Origin of the sequence: Streptomyces spinosisporus (genome assembly GCF_022698145.1) — a bacterium.
Lineage (GTDB): Bacteria > Actinomycetota > Actinomycetes > Streptomycetales > Streptomycetaceae > Streptomyces > Streptomyces spinosisporus.
Map to the genome: position 1 here is coordinate 38,078 of NZ_JALDAX010000006.1, position 21,058 is coordinate 59,135.

The 21,058-nt window shown below is 70.9% G+C and carries 14 protein-coding genes; 8 read left to right on the top strand and 6 right to left on the bottom strand.

All coding sequences use genetic code 11. The features are described 5' to 3' along the window. Positions 1 to 87: 87 nt before the first annotated feature. Positions 88 to 3,288 carry a glycoside hydrolase family 38 N-terminal domain-containing protein gene (locus MQN93_RS17605; protein ID WP_242710207.1) on the top strand — a complete coding sequence of 1,067 codons (3,201 nt, stop codon included), beginning with the start codon at positions 88 to 90 and terminating at the stop codon, positions 3,286 to 3,288. 11 nt (positions 3,289 to 3,299) lie between these two features. Here MQN93_RS17605 and MQN93_RS17610 read toward each other — a convergent pair whose 3' ends face one another. Both MQN93_RS17610 and MQN93_RS17615 read right to left on the bottom strand, forming a co-directional pair. Continuing rightward, the gene (locus tag MQN93_RS17610) at positions 3,300 to 5,690 is read right to left on the bottom strand and encodes a beta-L-arabinofuranosidase domain-containing protein (RefSeq protein WP_242710208.1); all 2,391 of its coding nucleotides are present in this window, start codon (positions 5,688 to 5,690) and stop codon (positions 3,300 to 3,302) included. 268 nt (positions 5,691 to 5,958) lie between these two features. Then, complete coding sequence (locus tag MQN93_RS17615) at positions 5,959 to 6,852, bottom strand: SCO1860 family LAETG-anchored protein (protein ID WP_106964232.1); 894 nt, start codon at positions 6,850 to 6,852, stop codon at positions 5,959 to 5,961. Between the two features lie 410 nt (positions 6,853 to 7,262). On the opposite strand from MQN93_RS17615, the gene modA reads away from it, so the two are divergent. The 3 genes from modA to MQN93_RS17630 are packed head-to-tail and all read left to right on the top strand — an operon-like array spanning position 7,263 to position 10,060. Beyond that, a complete protein-coding gene (gene modA, locus MQN93_RS17620) occupies positions 7,263 to 8,093 on the top strand; it encodes a molybdate ABC transporter substrate-binding protein (protein ID WP_016430260.1) in 831 nt (276 codons plus the stop codon). After that, on the top strand, positions 8,090 to 8,953 hold the full coding sequence (gene modB, locus MQN93_RS17625; RefSeq protein ID WP_242710209.1) for a molybdate ABC transporter permease subunit: 864 nt from the start codon (positions 8,090 to 8,092) through the stop codon (positions 8,951 to 8,953). The genes modA and modB overlap by 4 nt, the downstream gene beginning before the upstream one ends. Before the next feature lie 21 nt (positions 8,954 to 8,974). Further along, positions 8,975 to 10,060, top strand: a complete 1,086-nt coding sequence (locus tag MQN93_RS17630) for an ABC transporter ATP-binding protein (RefSeq protein WP_242710210.1) — start codon at positions 8,975 to 8,977, stop codon at positions 10,058 to 10,060. A 229-nt stretch (positions 10,061 to 10,289) separates the two neighbouring features. On the opposite strand, the gene MQN93_RS17635 is transcribed toward MQN93_RS17630, so the two are convergent. Both MQN93_RS17635 and MQN93_RS17640 read right to left on the bottom strand, forming a co-directional pair. Next, positions 10,290 to 11,378: a DUF1152 domain-containing protein gene (locus MQN93_RS17635; protein ID WP_242710211.1), complete on the bottom strand. Its 1,089-nt coding sequence runs from the start codon at positions 11,376 to 11,378 to the stop codon at positions 10,290 to 10,292. Further along, the gene (locus tag MQN93_RS17640; protein ID WP_242710212.1) at positions 11,375 to 12,811 is read right to left on the bottom strand and encodes a coproporphyrinogen-III oxidase family protein; all 1,437 of its coding nucleotides are present in this window, start codon (positions 12,809 to 12,811) and stop codon (positions 11,375 to 11,377) included. The genes MQN93_RS17635 and MQN93_RS17640 overlap by 4 nt, the downstream gene beginning before the upstream one ends. A gap of 295 nt (positions 12,812 to 13,106) precedes the next feature. On the opposite strand from MQN93_RS17640, the gene MQN93_RS17645 reads away from it, so the two are divergent. From MQN93_RS17645 to MQN93_RS17660, 4 genes are read left to right on the top strand one after another with little or no spacing between them, the layout of a single operon-like run. Beyond that, positions 13,107 to 14,339 (top strand): ATP-grasp domain-containing protein, encoded by a 1,233-nt coding sequence (locus tag MQN93_RS17645; protein WP_242710213.1) that lies wholly within the window; start codon positions 13,107 to 13,109, stop codon positions 14,337 to 14,339. A gap of 1 nt (position 14,340) precedes the next feature. Continuing rightward, a complete protein-coding gene (locus MQN93_RS17650) occupies positions 14,341 to 15,594 on the top strand; it encodes an ATP-grasp domain-containing protein (protein WP_242710214.1) in 1,254 nt (417 codons plus the stop codon). Then, positions 15,591 to 16,985: an MFS transporter gene (locus tag MQN93_RS17655; RefSeq protein ID WP_242710215.1), complete on the top strand. Its 1,395-nt coding sequence runs from the start codon at positions 15,591 to 15,593 to the stop codon at positions 16,983 to 16,985. The genes MQN93_RS17650 and MQN93_RS17655 overlap by 4 nt, the downstream gene beginning before the upstream one ends. Beyond that, complete coding sequence (locus tag MQN93_RS17660; protein WP_242710216.1) at positions 16,982 to 17,983, top strand: GNAT family N-acetyltransferase; 1,002 nt, start codon at positions 16,982 to 16,984, stop codon at positions 17,981 to 17,983. The genes MQN93_RS17655 and MQN93_RS17660 overlap by 4 nt, the downstream gene beginning before the upstream one ends. Before the next feature lie 36 nt (positions 17,984 to 18,019). Here the strand turns inward: MQN93_RS17660 and MQN93_RS17665 are convergent, their stop codons facing one another. Together MQN93_RS17665 and MQN93_RS17670 are read right to left on the bottom strand one after the other, a co-directional pair. Then, entirely contained in the window at positions 18,020 to 19,210 is a 1,191-nt protein-coding gene (locus MQN93_RS17665; RefSeq protein ID WP_242710217.1) for an acyl-CoA dehydrogenase family protein, read from the bottom strand. A 98-nt stretch (positions 19,211 to 19,308) separates the two neighbouring features. Continuing rightward, a complete protein-coding gene (locus MQN93_RS17670; protein WP_242710218.1) occupies positions 19,309 to 20,991 on the bottom strand; it encodes an FAD-binding protein in 1,683 nt (560 codons plus the stop codon). Positions 20,992 to 21,058 lie beyond the last annotated feature (67 nt).

Consider the following 21,058-nt stretch of genomic DNA (forward strand, 5'->3'; position numbering starts at 1 on the left):
CCCGGCCGACGAGTTCACCGCCTCCGCTCGTGACACCGCGTCCCGGCCGCGCGACACCACCCTCAACCCGAAGGACACCCACGCACCATGTCCAAGGCACCACTGACCCGGCCCTCCTGGTGGGACTCCGACATCGCGCGCGACATCCTGCGCGACCGGGTCGTCACCACCAGCGCAGGCATCGGCGACATGCAAGTGCAGCTGTCGGGCGAGCCGCTGCTGCGCCGTGACGGCAAGGGCGGGCTGCTGCAGTCCATCCGGCTGCGGCTGCGCCGCCCCGGCCCGCGCCCGCACGACGCCCTGCCGCGCATCACCCGGGTCCGGGTCACCACGAGCGGGGGCACACCAGTCCCCCACGAACTGCTTCCCGGCCCCGGGGCGGACACCCGCATCCTGGTTCCGGAGGTGGACGCACCGACGCGTCTGCTCATCGAACTGCCGGACCTGGAACAAGGCACCCGGCTCGACTTCGAGGCACGCCCGCAGCGTCACTGGGCGCTCCACCTCGTCCAGCACTCCCACCTCGACATCGGCTACACCGACCCCCAGGGGCGGGTGATGGCCGAGCACCGCGCCTACCTCGACTCCCTGCTCGAACTGTGCCACGACACCGACGACTGGCCCGACCCCGCCCGCTTCCGCTGGGCCGTCGAGGGGTTCCACTCCTTCCAGGACTGGCGGGCCAACCGCCCGGACCGCCAGATCGAGCGCTTTCTGGACCGGGTGCGCGAAGGCCGCATCGAACTCACGGCGATGCCCTTCAACCTCCACACCGAGACATGCTCCACCGACGAACTCCACGAGCTGATCCGCCCGGTACTGGACCTGCGCCGACGACACGGCATCGACATCACCACGGCCATGCAGACCGACGTGCCCGGCCAGGTCGTGGGCCTGCCGGACGTCCTGGCCGACCACGGCATCCGCTATCTCTCCGTGGCGCACAACTGGGCCGGACGCGCCGTACCGCACCACGTCGGCGGAGCACATCTGCCACGGCTCTTCCGCTGGCAGGCTCCCAGCGGCAACAGCGTCCTGGTCTGGCGCACCGACACCCCGCACGGACTGGCGTACATGGAGGGCTCGATCCTCGGTTTCGACGAGTCCTTCGACCGCGTCGACGACCTTCTGCCCGCCTACCTCAGTGCGCTGGCCGCCTTCCCCTACCCGCACGAAGGCCGTGGCATCCCCGGCTTCCCCGCCCTCGACCTCCCCGGTACCGCCGACCCCTATCCGTGGGACGTACTGCACCTGCGGGTGCTGGGCAAGTTCGCCGACAACGGCCCGCCGCGCCGGATCATCTCCGACACCGTGCGCCGCTGGAACGAGGAGTGGGCCTTCCCCCAGCTGCGCGCCTCCCGCAACCAGGACTTCTTCGAGGACGCCGAGAAGCGCGTCGGCGACCGGCTGGAGACACACCGGGGCGACTGGAGCGACTGGTGGGTCGACGGAGTGGGCGCCGGAGCCGTCCCGCTCGCGGCCACACGGCGCGGCCAGGCGGCCCTCGCCGAGGCGCAGACCGTGGCCGGGTACGCCCACCTCATGGGCGTACCCGGCAGCGCGACCGTCACCGAGGCCGCCCCGGCCGTCTACCGTGCGGCCTCGCTGTTCAACGAACACACCTGGGGCGCCGGCGATCCCTGGACGCACGGCGACCACGGCCACGGGTCGGGCGAGAAGCAGTGGCACTGGAAGTACTCCCAGGCCCTGCGCGCCCACGACGAGGCGGAGACCCTCCTGGACTCCGCCGCCGCGCTGCTCGGCGAGGCCTTCGCGCCCGGCGCCGACGCACTGGCCAGCTTCCACGTCGTCAACACCTGCAGCTGGCCGCGCACGGAGACGGCCCGGCTCTTCCTGCCGGAGAGCACGGTCGCACTCGGCGATCCGGTCCAGGTGCTCGACGCTCGCTCGAACACGCCGCTGCCCTTCACGGAGGAGGCCCAGAGCAACGACCGCCACCGGGCGGCGGGCCGGTTCCTCCTCGTGCCGGTCACGGACGTGCCGGCCTGCGGGACCGTACGCCTGGACGTCGTCCCCGGCGCCGCCACACAGGACGACAACACCTCGCAGCTGTGGACCGATCCGACCGTCCTGGAGAACGACCACCTGCGGGTCACGGTCGACCTGCGCAACGCCTGCATCGGCTCCGTCGTCGACAAGCACACCGGGCGCGAACTCGTCCGGCAGGACGCCGTCATCGGCTTCAACGGCTATGTGTACGACGAGTACGCGACGGCCGGTGGCTTCAACCACCAGTCCAGCAAGACCGTCGCCGACGACTCGATGCATCTGCTCGCCTCACGCCGGACGGCACCGCCCGCGGCACTCGTCGACCGCGCCGCCGACGCCACCGGCAACACCCTGATCTACGAGTGCGCCCCGGCCGGCACACAGCGCCTTCGCGTACGCGTGCACCTGCCGCACGACGCAGCCCGCATCGACGTGGAGAACCGCATCGACAAGAGCGCCACCCTCACCAAGGAGAGCGCCTTCTTCGCCTTCCCCTTCGCCCTGGACGACCCGGCCGTACGCATGGAGGCCACAGGAGGCGTCACCGGCACCGGACGTGAGACGGTCCCCGGCTCCGCCCCCCACATGCGGGCGATTCGGCGCTGGATCAGCCTCAGCGACCGCCACCATCACGCAGCGCTCGCCACGGCCGACGTCCCCCTCGTCCAGCACGGCGGGATCGCGATCCCCTACGTCCCCTACCCCCAGTCACTCCCGCAGGAGGAGCCGGCCACCGTCTTCTCCTGGGTGCACAACAACATCTGGGACACGAACTTCCCCTCCCAGCAGGCCTTCGACCACACCTTCCGCTACAGCATCGGCTTCGCCGGCGCCGGGGAAGGACCGGCACCCGAGGAAGGACCGGCGACCGGGACGGGCGCGGGCGAGCAACTGGCCATGCGCACGGCGGCCGTCACCAGCCACCCGCTCATCGCGGTGCGCGCTCGCGCCGAGGCCGGTCAGGAACCGCCTGCGCAGACGCAGTTCCTGACCGTGGACGATCCGCGCGTCCGCCTCGTCGGTCTGACCGTGCCGGACGAAGGGACAGTGGTGATCCGCCTGCAGTCCACCGCCGAGACGCCGGTGAGCTGCCGTGTGAGCACCCCGTTCCGCTTCACTCGCGCCTACCGGACCACCTTCCTCGGCCTCGCACCGAGCGAGCTGACGGTGCTCCCGGAAGGTGCCGTATCAGTCGAGGTGCCCGCGCTGGGAACAGCAGCGATCGCCCTTCAACTAAGCCCGAACGCAGTGGACTTGAGCAACCGGGCTCCGAAGTAACAGGTCCCCGCTCACGCCAGGCGCCACAGGTGGTCGTCGGTCCCGTTGTCGTCGAACTGCACCACCTGTGCGCTGTTCTGGGTCGACATGCCGTCGACCCCCAGGACCTTCCCGCTGTGCCGGTTGCGGACCAGGAACCAGCCGTCGCCCTTGTCGACGAGGGTCCACAGGTGGTCGTCGGTGCCGTTGTCCTCGTACTGGACGACGTGGGCGCTGTTCTCGGTCGACATCCCGTCGACGCCCAGGACCTTGCCGCTCTGCCCGTTGCGCACCAGGAACCAGCCGTCGCCCTTGCCGATCAGCTGCCACGCATGGTCCCCCGTCCCGGTGTTGTCGAACTGCACGACCCTGGCGCTGTTCGCCGTGGACATCCCGTCGACGGCCAGCACCTTCCCGCTGTGCTTGTTGAGGATGCGCCGGTACGGCGGCTCCGGCACCCAGGTCCTGCCGTTCGGGGACGCCGTCGGGAACGAGGTGATCCGCAGCCGGGCCGCGCCCATCGGGACGAGCGTGACATGTTCCACGGCCCCTGTGGCCCGCGCCGGGCTCTGCTGGAGCGGGGCGACCACGTGTTCGTCGTCGGCGATCCACTCCGGGACGCGGCGCGCCTGCGCGGTGAGCGTGAGCGGGGTGGTGTCGTGGGTGAACGGATTGGCGGCGACGGGGCCGCCCGCCCGGTGGAGTTCGGGTGTCGTGTCGGGTACCAGGCCGTAGTTCCACGGCGTGGTGGCGTGGACCTCGTACTCGGGGAAGGTGTCGTCGCCCGCGTAGCGGACGTACTGCTCGCCGATGCGCAACGCGTATGTCAGCGGGCCGTGGGCCACGCTGACCGCGTCGTGGTTGCCGGACCAGGTGCGGACGGTGGTGCGTTGCGGAAGGGTGAGGGTGACGCGGTCGCCGTCCTTCCAGGTCCGCTCCACCCGTACGAACGCGGGTCCGTCCTGTGCCGCGACCGGCTGCCCGTTGACGCGGAGCCGCGGGCCCGTGCACCAGCCCGGCACTCGCAACAGCAAGGGAAATGCGACCGGTTGCGGCGTGGACAGGGTCAGGGTGACGGTCTCGTCGAACGGGTAGTCGGTGTCCTCGGTGACGGTGATGGTCGTGCCGCCGGCGACGGTGGCGCGGACACGATTCGGTGCGTACATCGCCGCGGCGAGCCCGCCGTCCGGGGTGGCCAGCCACAACTCCTCGCTGAAGTAGGGCCAGCCCATGCCGTAGTTGTGGGGGCAGCAGCGGTACTGGTCGACGCCCGGCTGGTACGACTGCATGGCGAAGCCGTTCTGGAACTGGCCCTGGGTCTTGCGGACGTTGTCGAGGTCCACGCTGTTGGCGCTGGTGATGTAGTGCACGCCCTTGCCGTCGGGATCGAGGGAGGCGGGCAGCATGTTGAACGCCAGGTCCTCGCAGCGGTCCGCCCATACGGGGTCGCCGGTGATCCGGGTCAGCAGTTCGTGGCTGGCCATGAACTCGACGATGCCGCAGGTCTCGAACCCCTGCCGCGGGTCGCCGAAGCCGGGTCTGATGTTCTCGTCACCGGCGATCCCGCCCCCAGGGAACTGGCCGTAGCCGCCCAGGACTTGGTCGTACGTCCGGTAGGTGGCGCGGGTCAGGTCGGCGGAGCCGGTGCGCAGGGCGTACTGCGCCGGTTCGCGGAAGCCCTGGGCGATGTTGACGTTGTGCGGAGTCGGCAGGGGCCCGGTCCAGTCGGCGCCCCACGCGTGCATCTTGTCGACGAGGTCGAGCAGGAACGCCTCGCCCGTGCGGCGGTACAACCACACGGCGATGTCCATGCCGTCACCCCAGCGCAGCGCCACCCAGCTCGTGTCGAACGCGCCGCGCCCCTGGGCGTTCATGAAGCGGAGGAACCGGACGAGGAAGGGCACGATGCGCTGATCCCCCGTGTATTCCTCGTATGTGCGCAGCGCCTGGACCAGTGGCAGGAAGGGCCAGAAGTCGGGGCCGCCGTTCAGTGAGGTACGCAGGGCCCGGGGGCCGAAGAAGCCGTCGTCCATCTGCGTGGCGAGGATCGCGTCGATCCAGCGGCGGGCCTGGTCGAGGGCGCCGGCGTCGTTGGTGGCGATGGCGAGGGGGACGTATCCCCGCAGCCAGTAAGGGAGTTCCTCCCAGCCGTCGCGGTCGGGGCTCACCCAGCCGCTGGTCGTGGCGTCGAGGAAGTGTGAGCGCTCGGCGTAGCGGCCGCACAGTCCGGCGAGTTGCAGGCGCAGTTGACCGGCCAGCCAGCCACGCGGGGTGATGCTGCCGGGAGGCAGCCGGGTGAGGGCGTCGGCAGCGAGGCCGTTTGTCGCGGCGGCAGCCGGGGCGGCCGGGAGTGCGGCGCCGATCGCGAGGGAGCCGACGGCGAGGCATCCGGTCTGCAAGAAGTGGCGTCGGGCGAGGGGCATACCGCTTCTCCTGTCGTGAGGTGGGGCACGATCCGGTTGCAGGCTTGGACAACGTTGTCCTCTAAGGCGTTCACCGAGGGCGGAGGCTTCTGCGTTCGCCTTGTACAACGTTGTAAGGAACGGCAGTTGGCATGACAGCACGAGTAGTCCGACCCTGTCCAGGGACATGACAAAACCAGGTAAACCGAAGGGCAGTGGTGCCGCCCTCTCGGCGGAGCACCACTGCCCGTCCTTCAGTGTCGAACCCGGCGTGGCTGCCGGCTGCGGCTCACTGCCGCCTGTTGCTGCGGGCGCGGGCCAGCGCCAGGCTGCCTCCTCCGGCGAGGACGAAGACGGCGGCAGCGCCCGCGAGGTACGGCGTGAGCGTGGTGCTGCCGGTCTCCGCGAGATCGGCCTCGCTGTCCTCGGCGGCCGACTGCGGGTGGGCGTCGTTGCCGACCGGTCCTGCCGCGGCGGACGGCTCCGCGGCAGGAGACGCGCCTGCTGCCGCAGTGGTGCAGTGCGCGTCGGCCAGCGTGACCGTTCCCTCGACGGCCGCGACGCCCAGCTTCAACGGGTCGACGGAAACGTGCAGTTCAAGCGCGGTCGCGGCGGCGCTGTGGCTGGTCGTCTCCGTGCGGGACAGGGCGAGCTGCACCGTGCCGACTCCGGGTGCCTCCACGGTCCGGGTGGCGTTGACCGCGAGCGGGATCCGCTTGCCCAGCACGGTGACCGGGCCGGGGATCGCCGACGTGGCGAAGGGCTTCTCGCCGGCCTTGCAGACCGCGGTGGAGGTCACCTCCTCGACCTCCACCAGGGCGAGCAGCGGCACGCCCGGGACGTGGACGCGGGCGTGGACGAGGTGCGTGTGCGCCTTGGCCGTGTGGTGCGCGACCTCGGCCCTGGCCGTGGCGACATCCGCCCGGAGCACGCTGACCGGCTTACCGCCCTCGACGGCGTCGAGCCTGACGTCGAGCGCCTTCTTCTCGGCCGTCGCGGGCGCGTGGACCTCGTTGAGCGTGGTGCGCAGCGGCAGCGGTCCGAGCCCGTCGAGGCGGGCGACATCCAGGCTGGTCCGCAGGACGGCCGCGTCGGCGCTGCCCTTGTCGAGGTCGCCGGTGCGGGCGGAAGCCGCAGTCCCCACTGCGGCCGGTGCGGCGGCGAGAACGCCGACCACAAGCAAGGCGGCCCATCCACGAGCGGAGACCGACGGGCGCGAGACAAAGCTGTTCAAGGTCACAAATCCCTTGCTTGAAAAAGTACAGAACGATGAGAGAGCACACCGCACGTCACGGTCCGACGCGGCGGCAGCAGCCCGGCCACATCCTGTCGACACCAACAGCGGCGAAACGCGCACGAAATGCCCTTTCGTCACAAAGAGTTGGATTGGCGCCTCAAGTTCGAGAAATCTGCGCGCGCACCCGAACAACTCGGTCGCAGGCCCGGTGACCGTGCGCTCGGCCCCGTACGAACGCACATGCCATGCTCATAGGCACATGATGCGGCTCATGCGATGTGACAGATGACTTTCACCTCGCATCTGCGGAAGTATCATCAGCACATGCGTCAGGACCTTGAGGGAGTGGATCTGTGATGACCCGTTCAGCGCGCCGGACCCGCCGGATGCTGCAGGTGACCGGTGTGGGTGCCGTCGCGTTGCTGACTCTGAGCGCCTGCTCCTCCTCCGATTCGGACTCCGGCTCCACGAAGTCCGGCTCCTCCGCCTCGTCGGCGTCGTCGCCGAAGCTGTCGGGCACGGTGACCGTGTTCGCGGCGGCCTCGCTCAAGGAGAGCTTCACGACCCTGGGCAAACAGTTCGAGAAGGCCCACCCGGGTACGCACGTCACCTTCAGCTTCGGCGGCAGCGACACCCTGGCCGCGCAGATCACCGGCGGCGCCCCGGCCGACGTCTTCGCCTCCGCCAGCCCGAAGACGATGAAGATCGTGACGGACAAGAAGGACAACGCCACCGCGCCGGCCACCTTCGTCCGCAACCAGCTGGAGATCGCCACCCTGCCCGGCAACCCGGACAAGGTCTCCTCTCTGAAGGCCCTCACGAACAAGGACCTCAAGGTCGTGTTGTGCGACAAGACGGTGCCCTGCGGCGCCGCCGCCCAGAAGGCCCTGGACGCCAGCAAGCTGAAGCTGACCCCGGTCTCCTACGAGGAGGACGTCAAGGCGGCTCTCAACAAGGTGGTGCTGAAGGAGGCCGACGCGGCCGTCGTCTACAAGACCGACGTGAAGGCCGCGGGTGACAAGGTCGAGGGCGTGGACTTCCCCGAGTCGGCCGACGCCATCAACGACTATCCGATCGCCCTTCTCAAGAACGCCCCCAACGCCGAGGCGGCCAAGGCGTTCATCGCATTCGTACAGTCCGACGCGGGCCAGAAGGTCCTCAACGAGGCCGGTTTCCTCAAGCCGTGAATGCTCCCCTCAAGGACCGGGCCGAGGCCGCGGACACCCTGACCGGTGGTCCGCGGCCCCGCCGCGCCCCCAGGGGCGTCCGCGGGGGCGCCCCGCTGCCCCTCCTGCTGCCCGCGCTGCTCGCCCTGGCGTTCCTGGTCCTGCCGCTCGTCGCCCTGCTGATCAGGGCCCCGTGGCGCAGCATGCCGGATCTGCTGACCAGCTCCGAGGTGTGGCAGGCGCTCCGGTTGTCCCTCGTGTGCGCGACGGCGGCGACCGCGGTGTGCCTGGTGCTGGGGGTGCCGCTGGCCTGGCTGCTGGCCCGGGTCGAGTTCCCGGGGCGTGGTCTCGTACGGGCCCTGGTCACCCTGCCGCTCGTGCTGCCGCCCGTGGTGGGCGGTGTGGCGCTGCTGATGGCGCTCGGCCGCAACGGGGTCGTCGGGAAGTCGTTGGACGCGTGGTTCGGGATCACCCTGCCGTTCACCACGGCGGGGGTCGTGGTCGCCGAGGCCTTCGTGGCGATGCCGTTCCTCGTGATCAGTGTGGAGGGCACCCTGCGGGCCGCCGACCCGCGCTACGAGGAGGCGGCCACGACGCTCGGTGCGTCCCGCTTCACCGCGTTCCGCCGGGTCACGCTGCCGCTGATCGCGCCAGGCATCGCTGCCGGGGCCGTCCTGGCGTGGGCGCGGGCGCTCGGCGAGTTCGGGGCGACCATCACCTTCGCCGGCAATTTCCCGGGCCGTACCCAGACCATGCCCCTCGCCGTGTACCTCGCCCTCCAGAACGACCCCGAATCGGCGATCGCCCTCAGCCTGGTCCTGCTCGCCGTGTCGATCGCCGTACTGGCAGGATTGCGCGACCGCTGGATGACCGCCTCATGACCGACACCGGATGACCGCCTCATGACCCACACCGAGAAGAACGCCGTCGACCTCGCCACGCCTACCGGTGACGGGCTCGACTCGCGGCTCGTGGTCGAGCGTGGCTCCTTCCGGCTCGATGTCGCGCTCACCGCGGCGCCCGGGGACGTGGTCGCCCTCCTCGGACCCAACGGCGCGGGCAAGACGACCGCACTGCGTGCCCTCGCCGGTCTCGTCCCGCTCTCCGGCGGCCATCTCCGCCTGGACGGCGCGCAGTTGGACCGTACGCCGCCCGAGTCCCGGCCTGTCGGTGTCGTCTTCCAGGACTACCTGCTCTTCCCTCACCTCACCGCGCTCGACAACGTGGCCTTCGGGCCGCGCTGCCACGGTGCCACGAAGGCACAGGCCCGCGCCCAGGCCGCCGTATGGCTGGAGCGCATGGGCCTCGCCGCCCACGCCGGGGCCAAGCCCCGCCGGCTGTCCGGCGGCCAGGCCCAGCGAGTCGCCCTCGCCCGCGCCCTGGCCACCAACCCCCGGCTGCTGCTCCTCGACGAACCCCTCGCGGCCCTCGACGCCCGCACCCGCCTCGACATCCGCGCCCAACTCCGCCGCCACCTGGCCGACTTCGAGGCGGTCGCGGTCCTTGTCACGCACGATCCACTCGACGCGATGGTCCTGGCCGACCACCTGGTCGTCATCGAGGACGGTCACATCGTCCAGGAGGGCACCCCGGCGCACATCGCGCGCCATCCGCGCACGGACTACATCGCGCACCTGGTCGGGCTGAACCTCTACCGGGGTGAGGCCGAAGGGCACACCGTCCGGCTCGACGGGGGCGCCGGGATCACGACCGAGGAGGACCTCACCGGTCCGGTCTTCGTCGCCTTCCCGCCGAGCGCGGTCACCGTCCATCGCGCCCGGCCCACCGGCGCCAGCGCCCGCAACCTCTGGCGCTGCGAGGTCGCCGGCATGGAGACCCACAGCGACCAGATCCGCGTCGCCCTCACCGGCGACCTCCCCCTGACCGCCGACCTCACCACAATCGCCGCGGCCGAACTCGACCTGCGCGCCGGGGCTACGGTGTGGGCGACGGTGAAGGCTACGCAGACGCATGCGTATCCGGCGTGACGGGGCCGAAAACACCCTCATCGATCCGACCAGAGGTCGCGCTCGTGAGCGTATGTCCCAGGTGGGGCTCTTGGACCGGTGTCCGTAGGCCTACCACTCGAGCCAGAGGTTTCTACGGTGCTGGTCCTCAGGGCCGCCGCAGGCCAGGGCCGGGGGCGTCAGTGGTGCATGGCGGCCGGGCGGGGCGGCCCTCTTCTCAGGCACCGTCCCCGTTCCCCCTGCAGATCCGTCAGTCTGCCAGCGCCACCAGTGGGAACGCGTCCACTTCGGGGCGGTGTCGGGCCAGCGCAGCGCGCACCTGCTCGGTCAACCTCCAGTCGTAGCCCAGGGATTCCACGACGCAGCGTACGGTCGCGTAGTGGGTGGTGTGGTTGGTGGCGCGTTGGGCGTGGAGCCAGGTGTCGAGTTCGTCGAGGAAGGTGGCGGCGTCGATGCGGGCGCGTGTGGTGGGGCGTCGTCGGGACTGGCGGTGTTCGCGCTCGACCTCGTCGAAGCCGTACAGCTTGAGGCTGATGTCCCGCGCGCCCGCCAGGGAGTCGGGGCAGGATTCCGCCAGGCCCTGGGCCAGGGGGTTGTGGTCCAGGGCCTTGGCGAGGGGCAGGTTCCAGACCCGGCTGCTGTGGTCGGTGAGTGGGAGTGGTCCGGATCTGGTGAGGCAGGGGCCGCGCAGCCCGGTGACGGCTGCGGCGAGCAGGGTGCTGGCTTCCGAGGGATGCCAGCGCAGGACGTCCGCCGTCCAGGGTGGGAGGGCCGGACCGAGAGCGGCGCCGTTGCCGGTGAGGCGGGGCAGCAGCGTGGTCTCGGGTATCTCCCCGTCCAGGCCCGGCCCGGCGACGTGGACGGTGGTGTCGACGTTCGCCAGATGGCAGGCCGCGAGGACGAGCGCGTCGAGCAGGGGGCTGGCGAGCGTGGGTTCGTCGCCGTGGGCCAGGATGTCGCCGCCCATGTCCACCACGCTGATGTGGTCGGTGCCGAGGGCGTGGGCGGTGCGCTCGATCTGACCGGCGAGGTCTTCGACGCCCTTGTGGGGGTCGAGCAGCGCGAGCTTCGCCGGCAGGTGACCGGCGAGCCGGGGCAGGGTGGAGCCACGGGGCGCGACCGGCTGCGTGTCGGTGGTGATGACCGGCACCGGCAGGGTGCCGTGTTCGAGGCCGGTGAAGTCGTGTCCGGCGAGGGGGCCGGGCAGGGGATCCACGCTCGGGCGCTCCCAGCCGTAGGTGAGTACGACGGCGTCGGCTGCGGCGCGACGGCCCGCGTGGACGAGGGCGGTACCGATCGGGTCACCGCCGCCACCCGCCGCGATGAGCAGGTCGGTCACGAGGACGCTCGCGCGGTGCGGATGCCGGAGATGCCGATCGGTGTGCCCATGTGCTTGCGGGCGCGCCGGTTCCCGGCATGCAGGGCCTCGTAGTACTCGCGGTCGAGACGCACGACGGTGTCGGAGAAGAACATCCAGGACAGGATGTCGCGGTACTTGAACCCGGTCGCGGTGAGCTGGACCCGGCGGCCGAGGCGGCGCAGGAGTCCGGTCTCCTCTGCGGCGTTCAGGATCGGCTCGAACAGATGGGCCTTGTCCTGGTAGCCGAAGCGGTCCAGCTCGGCGAGGTCCAGGTCGAAGGTGTCCAGGACGAGACGCTTGCGGATGATCTCCTCGGGGTCGAGGACGAAGCCGCTGACGGGCTGCAGTTGGTGGGCGTTCGCCTTGCTGATGTAGTCGGCGACCTCGGCCATCGACGGTTTGACGGAGCCCACCATGTAGTCGAGGACGCCGGTGTAGGAGCGGGCGCCGACGCCGAGTCCGAGCAGCGGCACACCGTGGAAGGTGAGCACCTTCTGCCTGTATCCGCCGCGGCCGAGCTTCTTGTAGCGGACGGAGCCCTCCTGGACGTAGCCGTGGTCGGTGAAGACCTGGCGGGCGTAGTCGTAGCGCTCGTACAGGTTCGGGGACTGGGCGTACTGGTAGGCGCCGGTCCGGGAGAACCAGGCGTCCGGGCGCACGGTCAGGAAGTAGGTGCTGATCGTGGACGGGCCGAGTGCGGCGAGTTCGTCGACGGACGTGCGCCAGGTCTCGTCGGTCTGGCCGGCGAAGCCCATGATGAGGTCGGTCGACAGATCCGGCAGGCCCATGTCCTGCACGATCTCGATGGCCTTGCGGATGACGTGTTCGCCCGCCTGGCCGCGCCCTGCCTCGCGGATCTCCTTCGGCACGAGCGACTGGATCCCGATGTTGGCCCGGGTCAGGCCGAAGCCCAACAGGCCCTCGAGGGTGGTGGGTTCGTTGACGATCGAGTCCGGTGTGGCCTCGATCGCCACTTCCTCCACGGTCGAGCGCCAGTTGGGATACACCTCGTCCAGCGTGCTGAACAGCTGCTCGAAGTGGCGCAGGGACAGCAGGCTCGGGGTGCCGCCGCCGATGTAGACGGTGCGCAGCCTCCGGGCCCGGATGATGTCGGCGTGATCGCGCAACTGGGTGCACAGCGCGTCCACGTAGGCCGTGTAGACGTCCCCGTCCTCGCTGATGACGGTGTACAGGTTGCAGAAGCCGCACTTGTAGCGGCAGAACGGCACGTGCAGATACAGGTTGAGCTCGGGCACCTGGTGGATGTCCAGGTCCTGGTTCCAGGCGTCCTCGATGGTCCAACGGCCGTCCAGCGGACGGTAGGTGGACCGTGACGGGTAGGAGTAGTTGTACGGCGGGATGACGCCCTGCCGGATGTACTCGATCAGCTGTGCGGCGTGGTGGCCGGTCACGCGATGGTTCCCCTCTCGAAACTCTTGTGCCGGTTGGGTCGTCCGAGAGTCAATCCGCGACCGGTGCCAGGACCCCAGGCCCGATACCCACGAAACCTCGCACTGTTCCGGGCACCACCTGCTGTGCGATGACCCGAACTTCACCGGAGCGGTCGCTTCCGCAAAGGCCATGCCCCTACGATCCCGGCCGCGGCCGGTGATTGGAGCTTCCTACAAGCCTGATCGCCGAATCGCCGCCCTGGTCTGGTGGTTACGTTCATGGCCCCGTCCCGGCGGGTGCGGTCTACTGCGCTGCGTGAAGAAGATCCTGCTGATCGAAGCACTCGCAAACTCGGGCCCCTACGTGCTGGATGCCGCCCGCCGGCTCGGGGCGCACGTCTTCGTCGCCACGCACGAGGACGTCTACGAGAGCTACCCGGCCGCCCTGCGCGAGCAGATCCACGGCACGGTGTTCACCGATCTCACCGATCCCGACCGGGCGTTGACGGACATGGCCGCCTTCGCCGAGGCCACCGGGATCGACGCGGTGGCCGGCTGCTGGGAGTTCTTCACCCCACTCGTCGCCCACCTCGCCCGCCGCCTGGGCCTGCCCGGCAACGACCCGCAACGCGCCCGGGCATGCCGCAACAAGGCGGAGATGGCCAAGGCCTTCTCCGCAGGCGGGGTCCCGGCGCCGCGCACGGTCGTCGTCCACGACCCGGAGCAGGCGGCGCGTGCCCTCGACCGCGCCGGCATCAAGTTCCCGGTGGTCGTCAAACCGGCCGAGCAGGGCGGCTCCTGGGGCGTCAGCGTGGTCGAAGGCCCGGCGGACCTCGACGCGGCCGTACGACATGCCCGGTCCTGGCCGATCGCCGCCCCGCACGGACTGCGCATGGACCCGCGTGTCGTCATCCAGGAGTACGTCTCCGGGCCGGAGTTCAGCCTCGACACGGTGGTCCGGCGCGGCGACTGCTTCCATCTGCCCTTGGTCGAGAAGCACACCACCGAGGGCGCTCACCGGGCCGAGATCGGTCACACCTGTCCCGCCGCTCTGCCGCCCGCCGACCTTCACGACCTGCGCGCGGCCACCGAACTGGCCCTGGGGGCACTCGGCATCCGCAACGGCGTCGCCCACACCGAACTCAAGGTGTCGCCCGAGGCGGGCCCCGTCGTCATCGAGGTGGGTGCCCGTCTGCCCGGAGACCATCTCGTGGAGGTCGTGCGCCGTGCCTCGGGCATCGACGAAGCCCGCGCCTATCTGCAGGCCGTCCTCGACGAGAAGCCGGACGTCCCCGCCCCGCGGGAGGGAGCGTGCGCGATCCGGTTCCTCACCCCGCCGCGTGCCGGCACCTTCCAAGGGGTGACCGTGCGTGGCGCACACGCCGGTCTCGTCGACCGGCACATCTCCAGCGCACCCGGCGACCTGGTGGGCAGTGCCCGCGACAACTCCGCCCGCGTCGGCCATCTGCTGCTGACCGCCCCCACACCCGCCCAGGTCAACGCCGACGCCGACCGCGTACTCGCCCACACCCGCATCGAGGTGAGCTGACATGCAGCGCATCGCCTTCCTCAGGTCCGCGGACATCAGGCGGGCCGACCCCTACATCCACGGCATCTCCCCCGCCCTGGCCGAACTCGGAGCGCAGGCCCGCCTGTTCCACACCCATCGTGACGACTGCGGACCCGATCTCTTCCCGGGGACGAGCGAGCGGCTCGACCCGGCCGCGACCCCCGACGAGTTCGTGGACCGCGTGCGCGCGTGGGGAGCCGACGCCGCCGTGTCCATCTCCCTGCCGGACGAGAACGCCCTGCGCGACGCCGTCGTCAAGACCAGGCTCGAAGCACTCGGCATCCGCACGATCATGACTCCCCTCGCCGCCACCCGCGTCCTGTGCGACAAGTGGGAGACCAAGCGCGCCCTGACCGCACACGGCCTGACCACCCCGCCCGCCGTCCTGGTCGACAGCGACCTCCTCAACGACCGTGCGCTGCCCGTCCCGGCCTACCCCGACGCCGTCCGTCTCGCCGCCCGGGACATCGGCTTCCCCCTCCTGGCCAAGCCGCTGTGGGACTCCACCAGCATGGGCATCCGCTTCATCCCGGACCCGGACGCCCTGAACGCCTACCTGGCCGACCCGCCCGCGGCACATGCCGTCCTGGAGAAGTGCGTCGCCGGACGGCTCTGCTCCGTCGACATCGTCGGTGCCGGCGGCCACTACACCGTCCAGCCGCTCATCTGGACGGGCACCGCCGGAGGCCCTCCCAGGTTCACCTTCGACGACCTGCGTCACGTCTCCCCGGCCCCGCGCGACGACTTCCGGGCCACCGCGCAGCGCCTGGTCCGGCTGTGCGCGGCGCTCGGCGTCGAGGGGTCCGTCAACGTCGACATGATCCACGCCGACGGCGTCTACCACGTCCTGGAGATCAACCCCCGTATCGGCGGCGCCACCACCCTGTCCATCGCCGCCGGCGGACTCAACACCTTCGCCGCGCTCCTCGACATCCTCGCCGGCACCTGGCCGACCCGGACCGAAGCCCCCGCCGAACGCTTCGCGATCGAGTGCCTCACCGCCAACCCCACCCCCGGCTTGCTCACCGAACTCCGCAGCCGCATCGACCTCGTCACCTGCCACGACCTGGTCATCGACGGCCACGACCACGGAGGGATCCTCACCTTCACCGTGGAACCGGGCGACGAGCGGCGCGCGGTGAAGGACCTGACCGAACTGAGCGCGCAGACCGGCTTCATGGCACCCTCCATGCTCGACAAGATCCGCCGCCTCCTGACCCCCACGGACCGGTGAGCCTCCCCGCCGGCCGACGGTCGACACGCCGTCGCATCGTCCGAGGTCTGCCGGGCAGCGACCGGCACGGTGCCCGGCAGGCCCCCGCCCCTCCCCGCGACCTGCGCACCAGGGCCGGTCTGCCCGACCTCACCGGAGCCGGCCGCTTCGTCGCCGCGCACGCGGTGGACAGCCTCGGCACCGGGCTCCTGTTCGCCTTCACCGTCGTCTACCTCGCCCACACCACCCGCCTCCCCCTCGCCGACATCGGTGCGGCGCTCACCCTCGGAAACCTCCTCGCGCTGCCCGCCCCCGCGCTCGGCGCGATCCTGCTGGACCGCCACGGACCGAAAGCGGTCGTGGCCACCGCGAACCTCGTCTGCGCCGCGGGGTTCACCCTGTTCCTCGTGATCCGCTCCGCGTGGCAGATCAGCCTCGCCTACCTCGTCGTACAGGCCGGGATCAATCTGTACTGGACGGCCGCCCGCATGCTGGTGCCGCTGGCCGCCGCGCCCGGTGAGGAACGCCTGTGGTTCGGGTTCATCTCCTCCCTGCGCAACGTCGGCATCGGCGCGGGAGCCGCTGTGTCCGCCGTGGCGCTGGCCCTGTTCGGCCCCGGAAGCCTGCACGTCTTCATCGCCGCGAACGCGGGCACGTTCCTGTGCGCGGCGGTGCTGTTCCTCACCTGGAAACCCGCCAGAAGTACCTGGAAACCCGCCAGAAGTCCCAGCCCACCGGATGTACCCGGCCCACCGAAGGACGCCGCCACGCCGGTCCGGCGGTCGAGCTGGGCGTCCGTTCTCCGCGACGGCCGCTACCTTCTACTGGTCGCGGCCAACCTCGCGTTCGTCCTCGCGCAGATGGTGCCTCCGGTCCTGCTCGCCGTATACGTCACCGACATCCTGCGCGCGGGCACCTGGCTCCCCGGCGCCCTCCTGGTCGTCAACACGGCCGCGGTCGCCACTCTCACTCCGGCCCTCACCCGCCGCTCGGCCCGTCATCGCCCGCAGCGAGCGATCGCGGCCGGCTTCCTCGTCGCGGCCTTCTCCTTCGCCCTGTTCGCCGCTCCCCTGGCCTGGCATCGCGCGCCGACCTGGATCGCGGCCACCCTCCTGGTGACGGCCATGCTGCTCTTCACCCTTTCGGAGATCCTCAACTCCCCCGCGCTGAACGAACTCTCCGTCACCCTGGCCCCCGCCCAGGCAGGCGGCCGTCACCAGGCCGCCTTCCAACTCTCCTGGTCCGTCGGCGGCGCGGCGGCACCCGTCGTCCTCACCTCACTCCTGGGCCGGGAACCCCTTCTCCCTTGGCTGCTCCTGGCGGTCCTCAGCCTGACGGCAGCCCTCCTGACCCGCGCCCTCGCAGCACCTGCCCGCCCCGACACCTACGGCCCGGAGGAGCCTGCGCCGTGATCCTCACCCTCGTCGACGACATCCTGGACATCCCCGCCGCCGAGTGGGACGCCCTCGCCTCCCCTGCCGGCCTGTACCTCTCCCACCAGTGGCTCGCCGCCCAGCAGCAGGACCCCACCGCTGAGGTGCACTACGCCGTGGTCCACGACGGCGGCCACCTCATCGCCGCCGTACCGCTGTACGTGGTGGACACCGAGCCCAACTCCCTCTACCGCGTGCACGAGATCGTCCCCGGCCGCACCCCGGCCAGGACCCTGCTCGCGGGAGCCCGCCGCGGCTACCTCAACGCCCCTCTCCTCCACCCCCGCCTCGCCCCCGCCCGCCGCCGCGAGGCACTGAGTCACCTCGTCACCGCGGCCGGATCCCTCGCCTCCGCCCGGGCCGCACAGCCGTGGTGGCTCTACGTCACCGACACGGAGGCCGCCGAACTCGCGGCGGCCTGCGGCACCCGGCCCGTACGGCTGTCGCAGGACGCCCGTATCCCGCTGCCCGGCAGCACCTTCGACGACTATCTCGCCGGTCTGCCGTCCAAGCGACGCGTCAGCATCCGCCGCGAACGCCGCGCCTTCGCCGAAGCCGGGTACGAACTGCGCACCCTCCGCCTCTCCGAGTGCGCCGGCACCGCCGGGGCGCTGCTCGCCCAACTCCAGGAACGCCACGGCCACTCGGCGGACCCGGCCGCCATGGCCGGCCTGCTGCGCGACCAGGCCGCCGGCATGGCCGACACCGGCACCGTCCTCGCCGCGTACGCGGACGACCGCATGGTCGCCTTCAGCCTCTACTACCACCACGCGGGGACCGTCTGGCTTCGCGCCACCGGCTACGACTACGCACGCCTGCGCGCCGCGCACGAGTACTTCAACCTCGTCTACTACCTCCCCATCGAGGCCGCCTACGCCCACTGCGCCACCGCCCTCCACCTCGGCATGGAATCCCTCCACGCCAAGACCCTCCGGGGAGCGGTCACCTCGTCGCTGTGGGCCGTGCAAGGGCGGTGAGGAGCCGGCCTCCGGTGCGGTGCACCGCTGGGCGCGTCACAGGTCCTGGTCCGGTACCGGCTGCCCGAGCAGGTAGGCCCCCGCGGCCTTGTACATGCTCGGCTTCAGCTGGATGTGTGCCGTCATGGTGTGTGCGTCTCGGAACCGGCGTTGGAGGGGGGAGGTCTCGTAGACGGCCGCGCCGCCGCCAAGTTCGTACATCGCGTCGGTCACCTCCGTGGCGACGCGTGCCGCGTGCGTCCCGGCCAGACGCAGTCCGACCCGCAGGTGCTGCGGCACCGGTTCGCGCGACTGCGCAGCCTGCCAGGCGTCCTCGACCGCTTGGTAGTACAGCAGGCGGGCGGCCCGCAGGGATGCTTCCGCCTGGGCCACGGCGATCTGTGCGGCGGACCGCTCGGCCAGGCCGCGGCTCGATCCACGGGCGTTCTTGTCCCCTGCCAGTGCAGTCAGGTCGTCGATGGCTCCGCGGGCGTTGCCGAGCGCGGCGGCAGCGACCGACAGGGCGAAGAAGGCGATGGCGGGGAACCGGTGGAGCGGTTCGGCGTCGGCCGGGGGCCCCTGGACGAGCGACAGGACGCGGTGGCCGGGCACGAACACCTCGTCTGCGACGGCGTCGTGACTGGCCGTGCCGCGCAGGCCGCCCGTGTGCCAGGTGTCGAGAATCTCCAGCTCTTCCTTGGGGAGCGCGACCACCCGCATGACGGGCGAACCCGGCTGCTCCTCGCCGGGGTCCAGCAGGCACCCCGCGAACAACCAGTCGGCGTGGGAGATGCCACTGCAGAACGCCCAGCGGCCCGACACGTTGACACCGCCCTGCACGGTCCGGGCCCGGGCGGTGGGCGCCCACACGCCCGAAGCGACGGACCGCGGGTCGCCGAACACCTCCTCGGTGCCCTTCGACGGCAGATAGGCGCCCAGGAGACTCGACGTCATCGCGATGGACACGCACCAGCCGGCGGAGGCGTCACCTCGTGCGATCGTCTCCGCGCAGCGCAGCATCACCGAGGGCGATGCCATCGCACCGCCCACCGAGCGCGGCACCCCGGTGCGCAGCAGTCCGTCGTCGACGAGCCTGCGGACCAGGTCACCGGCGAGAGCTCGCTGCTCCTCGGTGACCGGCGCCAGGGAGCGGGCCAGTCGGGCACTGTCGAGCGCCGACCGGTACAACTCCTCGTGGAGCAGTTCTTGATCGCCGGAGATGGCGAACTCATCTGCTTCCAAGGCCATGTGTCATCCTCGCTCGGGTGCCGGGCAGGTCCTGCGCCCGATCGTACGACCGGCCCGCCGGGGATCAAGGGCGGGCGGTGACGATGCGCCAACGGCCCCTACTCGCGCTGCCGTTCGTCGGCTGCCGCCTCGTTCATCAACTCGGCGATGTCGGTGGGAATGGGCGGCACGGGTTCGCGACGCACCCCGGTCGACGGGGACCACACCAGGTTCACCGTCAGGTCCGGGTCGACACCGGGGTGATCGGACCGGTTGTGGCAGCCGCGCGACTCCCGTCGCTCCAGCGCGCATGCCAGCGTCGCGCGGGCGGCGAGGACGCCGGCCCTGAGGTCGTAGGCGTACGCGAGTTCCTGGAAACCGCCGATGTCGACGTGCACGCTCGCGTCCGCCATGCGGGCCTCGATCTCGTCGAGTTCGCGCAGCCCGGCTGTGAGCCCGGCCTCGTCCCGGACGACACCGGCGTACTCCGTCATCAGATGACGCACCGACCGCTGCAGCCCATGGACGCTCTGGCCGCCGTCGGCGGACAGAAGCCCGTTCACCTCCCCCTCCGCGGCACGGACCGCCGCGGGCGACCGTCGCTGAGCGGTGAGCCCGGCCGAGTACTCCGCTGCGGCACGACCGGCGAGACGGCCGTGGACAAGCAGCTCCAGCAGCGAGTTCGCCTCCAGACGGCTCGCGCCGTGCAGACCGCTCGCCGCCTCCCCGATCACGAAGAGCCCGTTGACGTCGGTGCCGTGGTCCTCGGGCCGGACGCGGACACCGCCCAGGCTGTACTGGGCCGTTGGCACGACCTCGACGGGGTCTTGAGTGATGTCGAGCATCTGCACGTTCAGCAGGGTCTGGTGCACGCGCGGCAGCCGCGTCAGGATCGTCTCGGGCGGCAGGTGGGACAGGTCGAGCCATACGCCGCCTGCCTGACTGCCGCGGCCCTCCTTGATCTCGGTGTACGACGCGAGCGCCGCTCTGTCGCGACTGGGGAGGTCCGGCTGTTCGGCGTCGTAGCGCGTCATGAACCGCTCGCCGAGGTTGTTGAGCAGCACCCCGCCCTCACGGTGCGCCGCCTCGCTCACCAGCATGCCGGCCGCGTTCTCCGGCTTGATCAGGCCGAAGGGGTGGAACTGCACCAGCTCGGGGTCGCACACCCGGGCACCGGCCTCGACGGCGAGGCGGAAGGAGTCGCCGGTGTTCTCGTGGCGACGAGAGGAGGTGTGCCGCCAGATGCGGGTGTGTCCGCCGGTCGCGAGGATCACGGAGTCGGCGTGCACGAGACAGCGCGAGCCGTCGACGAGATCGAATCCGTAGGCACCGAACACCGTGCCGTCGTCGACCAGCAGCCGGGTGACGTAAAGGTTCGGCAGGACGGGAATGGCGAGGTGCTTCGCGCGTGCGCGGAGCGCTCGCTGCACCTCCACACCGGTGGAGCCGGCCGACGCGGTGCCGCTCCGGCCGTCGACATGCCTGCCGTAGCGCACGACGTCGTGGAATCCCTGTGCGGCATGGCGGGCCACGATCTCCGCGGTGCGCGGGTCGGCCAGCAGGCGGCCCTCCAGCAGGGTGTCGGCCGCGTGCCGCTCCCATGTGCCGTGGGCGTGGGCGGCAGCGGGTGCCTCGTCGAAACCGCCGGCTGGCACGGCCGTGTGGACGCCGTCGGCCGTGTGTCTGGCCACCGCGATGACCGCGACACCGGCCTCGGCGACCTCGATGGCCGCTCGCAGGCCCGACCCACCCGTTCCCACCACGAGGACGGACGTGGCCACCTGGTGTCCGAGCGACGACATGGAACCTCCTGTGACAGCGGACCGACGAGATCATGGGCAGTGGTCGACCGGACAGCGGCTCTGTTTG